Annotated in this window: 9 protein-coding genes; 2 read left to right on the top strand and 7 right to left on the bottom strand. The window is 70.0% G+C overall.

What is annotated here, in order from left to right; translation table 11 throughout:
- Both F8271_RS09660 and F8271_RS09655 read right to left on the bottom strand, forming a co-directional pair.
- Nucleotides 1–332, bottom strand: a 332-nt coding sequence (locus tag F8271_RS09660; protein ID WP_151489353.1) for a hypothetical protein, incomplete at its 3' end; no start/stop codon positions are given.
- A 149-nt stretch (nucleotides 333–481) separates the two neighbouring features.
- A complete protein-coding gene (locus F8271_RS09655; protein ID WP_151489352.1) occupies nucleotides 482–1,909 on the bottom strand; it encodes a UDP-glucose/GDP-mannose dehydrogenase family protein in 1,428 nt (475 codons plus the stop codon).
- Between the two features lie 250 nt (nucleotides 1,910–2,159).
- On the opposite strand from F8271_RS09655, the gene F8271_RS09650 reads away from it, so the two are divergent.
- Nucleotides 2,160–3,323: an acyl-CoA dehydrogenase family protein gene (locus tag F8271_RS09650; protein WP_151489351.1), complete on the top strand. Its 1,164-nt coding sequence runs from the start codon at nucleotides 2,160–2,162 to the stop codon at nucleotides 3,321–3,323.
- Nucleotides 3,324–3,362: 39 nt separating this feature from the next.
- Here the strand turns inward: F8271_RS09650 and F8271_RS09645 are convergent, their stop codons facing one another.
- Nucleotides 3,363–3,938 carry a MarR family winged helix-turn-helix transcriptional regulator gene (locus F8271_RS09645; RefSeq protein WP_151489350.1) on the bottom strand — a complete coding sequence of 192 codons (576 nt, stop codon included), beginning with the start codon at nucleotides 3,936–3,938 and terminating at the stop codon, nucleotides 3,363–3,365.
- Between the two features lie 36 nt (nucleotides 3,939–3,974).
- Nucleotides 3,975–4,229, bottom strand: a complete 255-nt coding sequence (locus tag F8271_RS09640) for a hypothetical protein (RefSeq protein ID WP_151489349.1) — start codon at nucleotides 4,227–4,229, stop codon at nucleotides 3,975–3,977.
- Between the two features lie 269 nt (nucleotides 4,230–4,498).
- Between F8271_RS09640 and F8271_RS09635 the strand changes: the two genes are divergently transcribed.
- Nucleotides 4,499–5,719: a Bcr/CflA family efflux MFS transporter gene (locus F8271_RS09635; protein WP_151489360.1), complete on the top strand. Its 1,221-nt coding sequence runs from the start codon at nucleotides 4,499–4,501 to the stop codon at nucleotides 5,717–5,719.
- 161 nt (nucleotides 5,720–5,880) lie between these two features.
- Here F8271_RS09635 and F8271_RS33785 read toward each other — a convergent pair whose 3' ends face one another.
- The 3 genes from F8271_RS33785 to F8271_RS09625 all read right to left on the bottom strand — a co-directional run bounded on the left by F8271_RS33785 (nucleotide 5,881) and on the right by F8271_RS09625 (nucleotide 9,645).
- A complete protein-coding gene (locus F8271_RS33785; protein WP_255473665.1) occupies nucleotides 5,881–6,015 on the bottom strand; it encodes a hypothetical protein in 135 nt (44 codons plus the stop codon).
- Between the two features lie 36 nt (nucleotides 6,016–6,051).
- On the bottom strand, nucleotides 6,052–7,263 hold the full coding sequence (locus tag F8271_RS09630) for a hypothetical protein (protein ID WP_225854339.1): 1,212 nt from the start codon (nucleotides 7,261–7,263) through the stop codon (nucleotides 6,052–6,054).
- 642 nt (nucleotides 7,264–7,905) lie between these two features.
- A complete protein-coding gene (locus F8271_RS09625) occupies nucleotides 7,906–9,645 on the bottom strand; it encodes a non-ribosomal peptide synthetase (protein ID WP_151489348.1) in 1,740 nt (579 codons plus the stop codon).
- Nucleotides 9,646–9,649: the final 4 nt, after the last annotated feature.

The following is a 9,649-nucleotide window of genomic DNA, read 5'->3' as shown; positions in this document are numbered from 1 at the left end:
TGGCGGGGCACCCGCGGCGGGGCGCCGGTGGTGGCGGTCGGTGGGCGTCGGCCGGGGCGGCGACGCAGCACCCGGCGGGGCCGGGTCGCCTGCTTGATCCGTTCCTCACCGGCGTGCGCGAGGATGTCCCGCTGGAAGAGCGCGGCCTGCATCTTGGCGGCGATCTGCCGTTGCTCCCGGGCGATGGCGGCGTCGCGCGCCTTCATCTCCGCGATCGAGCGCTCGATGTCCGCCAGGTGCTCGACCCACTGCGGCTGATCGGCACCGCAGTGCGGACAGCGCACGGCCGGCTTGATCTCCCGACCGCACGAGGAGCACTGAAAGGTCGCCACGACACCCCTCCGCCCGCACTGTGGACTCCCACTGTCGCAGCATGCCCAATACTGGCGCGTTTTTCGACACTTGTCGGCGGGTCCGGGGCAAACAACGACAACGGCCGGCCGCGGAGGGACTCCGCGACCGGCCGTGAACGTCGGATCCGTCAGGGACGGCCCATGCCCCGGTACTCCCAGCCGGCCTGCGTCCACAGTGTCGAGTCGAGGCAGTTGCGGCCGTCGACGACCTTGCGTCCGGCGACCAGCTCACCCAGGGCGACCGGGTCGGCGTTGCGGAAGTCGGCCCACTCGGTGAGGACGCAGACCAGGTCGGCGTCGGCGACGGCCTCGTTGATGCCGGTCTCGTAGGTCAGCTCGGGTACGGCGCGGCGGGCGTTCTCGGTGCCCTGCGGGTCGTACACGTGCACGTCGGCGCCGGCCTTCTGCAGCAGTGCGGCGACGGCGAGCGCCGGGGCGTCGCGGACGTCGTCGGTGTTGGGCTTGAAGGTGGCGCCGAGCACGGCGATCCGGGTGCCGGAGAAGTCCGGACCGGCCGGCCCGGAGCGGCGGCCGAGCAGGTCCGCGGCGAGCTGGAGGACCCGGGTCCGGCGGCGCAGGTTGATCAGGTCGACCTCGTGCAGGAACCGCAGCGCCTCGCCGGCACCCAACTCCTGGGCCCGAGCCTGGAAGGCGCGGATGTCCTTGGGCAGGCAGGCGCCGCCGAAGCCGAGGCCGGCCTGGAGGAACCGGTTGCCGATGCGCGGGTCGTATCCGATGGCCCGGGCCAGCTGGGTGACGTCGCCGCCGGAGGCCTCGCAGACCTCGGCCATCGCGTTGATGAAGGAGATCTTGGTGGCGAGGAAGGCGTTCGCGGCGACCTTGACCAGCTCGGCGGTCGCGAAGTCGGTGACCACCAGGGGCACCTCGCGGTCCTCGGTGGCGGCCAGGTCGAAGACGCCCTTGTGCGCGGCGTAGAGCATGCCGTTGGCCCACTCGCTCTTCACGCCGACCACGATCCGGTTGGGGCGCAGCACGTCGTCGACGGCGAAGCCCTCCTGGAGGAACTCCGGGCTCCAGGCCACCTCGACGCCCAGGTCGCCGGGGGTGTGCTTGCCGACCAGCTGCTCCACCCACTCGGCGGTGCCCACCGGCACGGTGGACTTGCCGACGATCAGCGCCTTGCGGGTCAGGTGCTGCGCGAGGCTGGTGACCGACGCCTCGACGTACGACAGGTCGGCGCCCATCCCGTCGGCCCGCTGCGGGGTGCCGACGCAGATGAAGTGCACGTCACCGAAATCGGCGGTTTCCGCGATGTCGGTCGAGAACCGCAGCCGACCGGCGGCGAGGTTGCGCTTGAGCAGCTCGTCCAGGCCGGGCTCGTGGATCGGCACCTGACCGGCGTTCAGCATCGCGATCTTGTCGGCGTCGACGTCGAACCCGAGCACCTCGTAGCCCAGCTCGGCGTAACAGATGGCGTACGTCGCACCGAGGTATCCGGTCCCCAGGAACGTCACCCGCGGCCGAGGTGCGCCCGAGGGCGGCGTCACCGCGGCGATGGCGGGGGTCGGCTGGATGGTGGGGTAGGGGATCGTCACGCCTGTCTTCTCCGCTCGCACTGGCGGCGCGTCGTCGCGTCGCATTCTGCTGCGGCGCCTGGGCGGGCACCGGAGGGGTGGCTCACTGTCTGTCTTCCATCATCGCCCAGCCGCGCGGGTGCTCCGTCATGCCCATGCCTACGCGCCGGTAACATCACCTGAACTGCAGTCGCTAGTCTTCAGTCTGCGCGGTCGGCGGTCGGGAGATATCACAGACTGCGCATGATAGCGGTGAAGGGGAGGGGCCGACATGGCCGCAGGCGAGTCGTTCGACGTCTACCGGTTGCCCGAGGAGCATGAGGCGATCCGGGAGGCGGTCCGTGAGGTCTGCACGGCGAAGGTGGCCCCGCACGCCGCCGAGGCCGACGAGACCGGAGAGTTCCCCAAGGCTTCGTACGACGCACTGCGGGCGGCCGACTTCCACGCACCGCACATCCCCGAGGAGTACGGCGGCGCGGGCGCGGACGCGCTGGCCACCGCCATCGTGATCGAGGAGGTGGCTCGCGCCTGTGCGTCCTCCTCGCTGATCCCGGCGGTGAACAAGCTCGGCACGATGCCGCTGCTGTTGTCCGGTTCCGAGGAGCTCAAGCGCCGCTACCTGACGCCGGTCGCGGCCGGCGACGCCATGTTCTCGTACTGCCTCTCCGAACCGGAGGCGGGCAGCGACGCCGCGTCGATGACCACCCGGGCCGTACGTGACGGGGATCACTGGGTGCTCAACGGGGTGAAGCGCTGGATCACCAACGCCGGCGTGTCGGAGTTCTACACCGTCTTCGCCGTCACCGACCCGGCCGCCCGGTCCCGGGGCATCTCGGCCTTCGTGGTCGAGAAGTCCGACCCCGGGGTGAGCTTCGGCGCCCCGGAGAAGAAGCTCGGCATCAAGGGTTCGCCCACCCGCGAGGTCTACCTGGACAACGTGCGGATCCCGGCCGACCGGATCATCGGCGCGGAGGGCACCGGCTTCGCCACCGCCATGAAGACCCTGGACCACACCCGGATCACCATCGCCGCGCAGGCCGTCGGGATCGCGCAGGGCGCGCTCGACTACGCCAAGGGGTACGTGGCCGAGCGCCGGCAGTTCGGCAAGGCAGTCGCCGAGTTTCAGGGCATCCAGTTCATGCTCGCCGACATGGGCATGAAGCTGGAGGCGGCCCGGCAGCTCACCTACGCGGCGGCCGGCAAGTCCGAGCGCGGTGACGCCGACCTGACCTACTTTGGCGCGGCGGCCAAGTGCTTCGCGTCCGACGCCGCCATGGAGATCACCACCGACGCGGTGCAGCTGCTCGGCGGCTACGGCTACACCCGTGACTACCCGGTCGAGCGGATGATGCGGGACGCCAAGATCACTCAGATCTACGAGGGCACCAACCAGGTGCAGCGGATCGTCATGGCGCGGCAACTCCTGAAGGGCTGACCGGGACTCGGCGCGGCCGGCCGGGGGCGTGCCCGGCGATCAGCGGGCCGGCGGTGCCTCGGGCGTACGTCGGCTCGTGGTCCGTCGAGCCTTTCCCTGGTCGTCGTTGGCATCGCGCAGCCTGCGCATGGTGTCGGTGAGCACGCCGAAGCCCTCCGGCCCGATGGCGCTGAGCACCCGTTCGCGCAGAGACTGGGTCGCGACCCGGGCGATCGACTCGGCGGTCTCCTCGCCCTTGTCGGTCAGTTCGAGGTAGGTCACCCGCCGGTCGGCCTCGCACGCCACGCGTCCGGCCAGCCCGGCCGTGCAGAGACGGTCGGCGAGCTTGGTGAACCCGCCACTGGACATGCCCGCGTCATGGGCCAGGCGGGGCATCGGCATCCGGTGCTGGTCGGCCATGAGCAGGCGCAGCAGCACGTCGGCGGGGCCCTCACCCAGGTCGAAGAGGTCGGCAACCTCGCTCACGATGGCCTCGTGCGTGGCGTTGAAGCCCTCCGCCACCAGCATCCACTCGTCCAGGAGGTCGTGCCCGGTGCCCTGAACGCTGCGTCCGGCGTCGCCACGGTCGGCCGGGAACGCGACTGCGCTCCGCAGGCTGCTCGCCTCTTTCTCCATGGCAGTCTCAACTCCCGTGCGAATCGCCGATGTTCCTCATCGTCCAGGACCGAGGCTAGGCGGCGCGAGCAGCACGCGGGTCGCCAACCCGCTGGCCACGCCCAGCCCGACAGCCGCGGCCGTCCACCACCAGGCCCAGGGAAACAGCCCCCAGACCTCGTCGACGGACCAGCGGCCGGGGCCGGTGAGCGCCAGCGCCGCCGGCAGGATCAGCAGGACCAGGGCGTACTCGTAACCGTTGTGCTGCACCCAGAGACCGTTGCGCCACTTCACCGTGATCGCGACGGTCATCACGCCCGCGGGCAGGTGGCAGCCGACGCATGGGGTGTCTTGGGGGTTTGTCGATGCCTCTGAGCGGTAGTGACTCCCCACACACCGGGGATACACATCCGCCTCTGCCGCGTTGGTCAGCAGAAGAATCACGTTCGTCGCAGCCCTGCCTCGTCACGCTCTCGTTGACGGCGCGCCACCATCCCGCAGAGAGACCGAGATTGATGACGCAGCAGGTGGACACGACCCCGTCCGACACCGCCGACGCCGAGGTTCTGGCCGGTGACCTGATGACCGGCCGTCAACGGGTCCAGCTCGTCCTCGTGCTCGGCGCGCTGATCGCGATCGGCCCACTGACCATCGACATGTACCTGCCGGCACTGCCCGCCATCACGACCGGCCTGCAGACCACCGAGACGGCCGTGCAGCTGACGTTGACGGGCACGCTGCTCGGTCTCGCGCTCGGCCAGTTGCTGATCGGGCCGCTGTCCGACGTGGTCGGGCGGCGTCTGCCGCTGCTCGCCGGCCTGGCCGCACACATCGTGGCCTCCGTGCTGTGCGTCTTCGCGCCCAACATCGCCGTGCTCGGCGTGCTGCGCGTCCTGCAGGGTCTCGGCGTCGCGGCCGCCACCGTGGTCGCCACGGCCGTCGTGCGCGACCTGTTCAGCGGCGCATCCTTCGCGCGGATCTTCTCCCGCCTGATGCTGGTGATGGGGTTGGCGCCGATCCTCGCGCCGACGCTGGGCAGCGCCCTACTGCGGTGGACCGAGTGGCGCGGTGTCTTCGCGGCACTGGCGGTGCTGGGCGCCCTGCTGATCGTCGTCGCCGCGCTGCGACTGCCGGAGACCCTTGCGGTGGCGCGACGCCGACACGGCGGGGTGGCGGCGACCATGCGCGACTACCGGGGGCTGCTCAACGACCGGGCCTTCGTCGGTCTGGTGCTGGTCGCCGGACTGGCCATGGCGTCCCTGTTCGCCTACGTGTCCGGGTCGTCGTTCGTCCTGCAGGACCAGTACGGCCTCGACGAGCAGCAGTTCGGTCTGGCCTTCGGGGCCGGCGCCGTCGGCCTCATCGCGGCCACCCAGTTCAACGTCCGGCTGCTGCGCCGCTACACGCCGCAGCAGATCCTCATCAGCGCCCTGATCGCCGGAACGGCCGCCGGGCTGCTGCTGGTCCTGTTCGCCGTCACCGGCTTCGGTGGCCTGGGCACCCTGCTCGCGTCGCTGTGGCTCGTCCTGGCCGCCGCCGGCCTGGCCCTGCCGAACGCTCCGGCGCTGGCCATGAGCCGGCACAGTGAGGCCGCCGGGACGGCCGCGGCGCTGCTCGGGGCCGTGCAGTTCGGCACCGGCGCGCTCTCGGCGCCCCTCGCCGGCCTGTTCGGCACGGGGAGCGTACCGATGGCGGTGGTCGTCGCGGGCGGCATGGCCGCGGCGCTGGCGGTCATGGTGCTGGTCGTGCCCCGCGCCACCCTCGGCACGATCGAGAAGGATCTCGCTGTCGCCCTGCACTAGCGGGCGGGCCGGTGTCCCGGCCCGCCCGACGATCAGTTGATCTCGGTGGTGTCCTCGGGGCACGGCTGACCACGCGGCGGCGCGGACCACGGCGACTCGCCGCCCACCCGGCGCGGCAGCGGCACTCTGCGCGCGAACACCTCGCGCCGCTCCTCGGACGTTCAGCGGGCGACATGTCCAGCGGGATCAGCGACGACCGACGCGGACTCCGCGCCCACGGGCTCATCCAGGGGCAGCCCCCACAGCCGCAGCTCCCAGATCACCGGCAGCGGAATCCGCCACGCGTTGCCCCTCATCCGCCTCGCCCGGCTGCTGCTCCTCGGATCAGGTCGTCAGGACTGCCGAGCGGGAAAGCGCGAGAACACTTCGTTGAGCCGATGGCGCCAGCGGGTACCGAGGTCCTGGACCCCGTAGCCGGTCCCCTCGTCCACCGTGAGTTCAAGCCCGATCTCGTGTTCGCGGACCGTCGCGGCGGCCGTGAACGGCGACATTGGCTGGTTGTGGCCAAACCGCGGCGAGACCTCGACAGCCTCGACCCCCGCGACGTTCACGCTGCCCTCCGTCGCGGCATCATAGACGAACATCCCCGCGTAGACGAGCGTCCCCGCGACCGAGCCGGGGAGGTCGGATCCGAGCCGTGCGAGCGAACCGAACGGCACATCCGCGTGGTCGATCTCCAGACACCAGTCGTCGAGGAAGTCGTCCATCGCCTCGAGCGGGCTGCGTGGTCCGGTCAGGTCGATCGAGATGACAGTGTTCAGGAAACATCCGGTGACGTCGGAGAACGCCTCGTTCCGCCGTCCCCATGGGTAAGCGATGACGGTTGCGTCGCCCCCCGTGACGTCGCGCAGAGCGCGGTGGAGCGAGAAGAGGACGTACGGGAAGTGGGAGCCACGGACGGCACTCGGGATGGCGACGCCCGGGAGACCGGCGATGATTTCAGAGGGCATCTGCGCCGCCCCCTGGGGGAGCTCTCCGTGGAAGTTCTTCAGGCGGTCCGCCCAGAAGGCGGTTCCGCGCCCGCCTGCCGCCGCGCTCTCGGACTCGGCCCTGTCCCGCACAGCGGCCTCGAAGCGCTCCCACTGCGCGTCATCGGGAGACCCCGGGGCAGCCAACTGTTGGATCATCATGAGCTGCGACTGGCCGTCGACAAGTGCGTGGTCGAAAACCAGCAGCAGATAGTCGGCGTCGCGTGAGCGTACGAGGCGTGCCGCCATCGCGACACCGTCCAGAGAGGCTTCGAATTCATCGACCACCGTCATGGAAAGTCGCACGACGCCCGCTTCGTCCTCGGCCCGCGATTCGGCGAAGTCATAGGTGGTGGAATACCGCTCCTGATACGCCTTGCCACGGGAGAACCCTATGCGACAGGACAGCGTGGGATTCCTGAGCATGATCGAGTGTAGAACCCGATTCAGGTCGACGGCTGACAGGACTGCGGGCGGCATACGAAAGAGTTTGTTTATAGCGACTCGCTGACCGGTGCGTTCCGCCGTCAGCGCGAAGCCGAGTTGCGTGCTCAGCAACGGGAGCCTGTCCGCCATATGTGTCCCTTTCGGCCGCGACAACGGCCCCTGCCGACCGCATGGAGAATCTGGTTCAGATTACTGACGCAGGTGCCTCTGACGTCCTGACAGACAACAGGAGCAGGGCGGAGGCCGGCAGCAGCTTCATATGCCCATTCCGGTCTGTGTCGGCGATCGAGCCGTCCGGGCGAACCCGGTGCATATCGCCTTCACGATCAGTGGCGGAAAAGCCGTCCAAATAGCAGGGCCGGCGGTGAAATCCCGGATTTGGAATGACGCCGTGGTGTGCTGGGGCCAGGCGCGCCGCCGCGGGTGAGTTCGTCGTCTCGGGTGTCCGTCACCGCCGGGTCTGTTCCGCCGGGCCGTGCGGGCCAGTACTGCCCGCTCTCCGCTGGCGCTCGCCGCCAAGGTCCGAATCCTGCCGGTGCAGTACCCGGGGCGACAGGACTGCCGTGCCGAGCGCCGTCGAGAGCGTCGCGCTGCTCGCGGACGAGATCCCACGGCTGCTGGCCGCACGGCTGCTGGCCGCTTCGCCGGTTCTGTGTGGACGGTGCCGCCTGGGTGGGGAGAGCACACGAGCGTGCGGGTGTCCTGGCGGGCGTCGTGGAAGGAGCGGAGTCAGGCGGCGCGTTCGCGCTCCGTCGTGTGGGGTCGGAGGAGTCATGCGGCACTTCGTCCGCTGATCAGTGCGGTGACCGACTCCACCGTAGGCTCGGACAGGAACTCCTGCACGGACACCTGGACGTGGAAGCGCTGATGGATGCGGGTGACAACCAGCGCGGCGGAGAGCGAGGTGCCGCCCAGGTCCATGAAGTGCCGGTCGGGTGGTATGTCGGTAACGCCGAGCACCGTCGACAAGATGCCGGCGACGGCCGACTGCAGATCGCCGGGGTCCGGCAGTGACCCGGTGTAGTCACGAGCGTCGCCGGGGGCCGGCAGGCGTCGGCGATCGATCTTTCCGTGCGGGGAGAGCGGCAGTTCGGACGCGTGGACCACGTGGTGGGGAACCATGTAGTCCGGCAGCAACTGCGCCGCATGTGCGCGTAGTTCGCTGGTCGCCAATGAGCAGCCCGGCTCAGGCACTACATGAGCAACGAGCCTGCGTTCCTCGCTGTCGGGCGGCGTCCAGGCCACGACGGCGCATTCCCGGACCGCGGGGTGGCGGAGCAGCGCTGCCTCGATGTCACCGGGCTCGACCCGGTATCCGCGGATCTTAAGCTGGTCGTCGGACCGGCCCAGATAATCCAGGGCTCCGTCGGGCCGCTCGCGCACGAGGTCACCGGTGCGGTACGCCCGTACGGTCCGTCCCTCGATCTGTACGCTGCGGAACCGCGCGTCCGTCAGCTGGGGATCACCCACATACTCGCGGGCGAGACCGACCCCTGCCAACCACAACTCGCTGCCCTCCTCCTGCGGGATGACATGGGCCGTCATGCCGGACAGCGGCCGCCCGATGGGGGGAAGGTCGGGCCAGGAGTACGACGGGCCGGTGAGCGTGTGGGCGAGGGCGACGTGGGTCTCCACCGGGCCGTAGTGGTTGTGCAGACGCGCCGCGGGCAGCCGTCGGAACAGTTCCCGGACGGCAGGCGTGATCTGCAGCGCCTCTCCCGCGACTGCCACTTCGCGCAACGCGCCAGGAACTATGCCGAACTCGACGGTCAGCTCCGCGAGTCGACGCAGCGCCACGGGCGGCAGGAAGATCCGCTCGATCTCCCACGCACGGCACAGCTCCCACACACGCTGCAGGTCAACGCGTTCGGCGTCGGACGGTGTGTACAGGCAGCCGCCACTGCACCAGGCTGTGAACACCTCCTGGACGAATATGTCGAAGCCGAGCGGGGCGAACATCAGCGTGCGCAGTGGCTCGGGGGACGTACTGGCCAGCGTCCACTCGATCAGATTGTCCAGACAGCGGTGCGGCAGGGAAACCGCCTTGGGCCCTCCGGTGGACCCGGACGTGAACACCACGTAAGCGGGATCCTCGCCGCCCGGCTCCGTTCGGCCAGGTGCCGGGGCATCGTGCGCAGTGCTGGCAGCGGGGCCCTCCCGGAGCGGCAGCACGATGGGCCCGTCCGACTCGTCCGGGAGCCGCAGACCCGGCTCGACCAACGCGAACCGGGCACCGCAACGCTGCCACATGTGCTGGATGCGGTCCGCCGGATAATCCGGATCCACCACGCAGAAGGCGCCGCCGGCCCGGAGTACTGCAAGGACAGCTACGCCGAGTGCGATGCCGCGGCAAGCCTGGACAAGCACGACATCGCCGGGGCGTACCCCGTGTCGCCTCAGGCGACCGGCCAAGTCGGCTGACCTGCGGTCGAGTTCGGCATAGTCGAGCCTGCCGTCGGGTGCGACCATGGCGGCCGCCAGAGGGCGGCGTTGTGCCTGGGAGGCGATCAACTCA

This window comes from Micromonospora sp. ALFpr18c (assembly GCF_008868155.1).
Classification (GTDB): domain Bacteria; phylum Actinomycetota; class Actinomycetes; order Mycobacteriales; family Micromonosporaceae; genus Micromonospora.
The sequence above is the reverse complement of the archived record's forward strand: the minus strand, read 5'-3'. Positions and strand labels throughout refer to the sequence as shown.

Bases quoted from the DNA above. Each gene is read 5' to 3' on its own strand.
- F8271_RS09650 (WP_151489351.1), top strand. From the start codon at position 2,160: ATGGCCGCAGGCGAGTCGTTCGACGTCTACCGGTTGCCCGAGGAGCAT.
- F8271_RS09635 (WP_151489360.1), top strand. From the start codon at position 4,499: ATGACCGGCCGTCAACGGGTCCAGCTCGTCCTCGTGCTCGGCGCGCTG.
- F8271_RS33785 (WP_255473665.1), bottom strand. From the start codon at position 6,015: ATGAGGGGCAACGCGTGGCGGATTCCGCTGCCGGTGATCTGGGAGCTG.
- F8271_RS09630 (WP_225854339.1), bottom strand. From the start codon at position 7,263: ATGGCGGACAGGCTCCCGTTGCTGAGCACGCAACTCGGCTTCGCGCTG.
- F8271_RS09645 (WP_151489350.1), bottom strand. From the start codon at position 3,938: ATGGAGAAAGAGGCGAGCAGCCTGCGGAGCGCAGTCGCGTTCCCGGCC.
- F8271_RS09640 (WP_151489349.1), bottom strand. From the start codon at position 4,229: ATGACCGTCGCGATCACGGTGAAGTGGCGCAACGGTCTCTGGGTGCAG.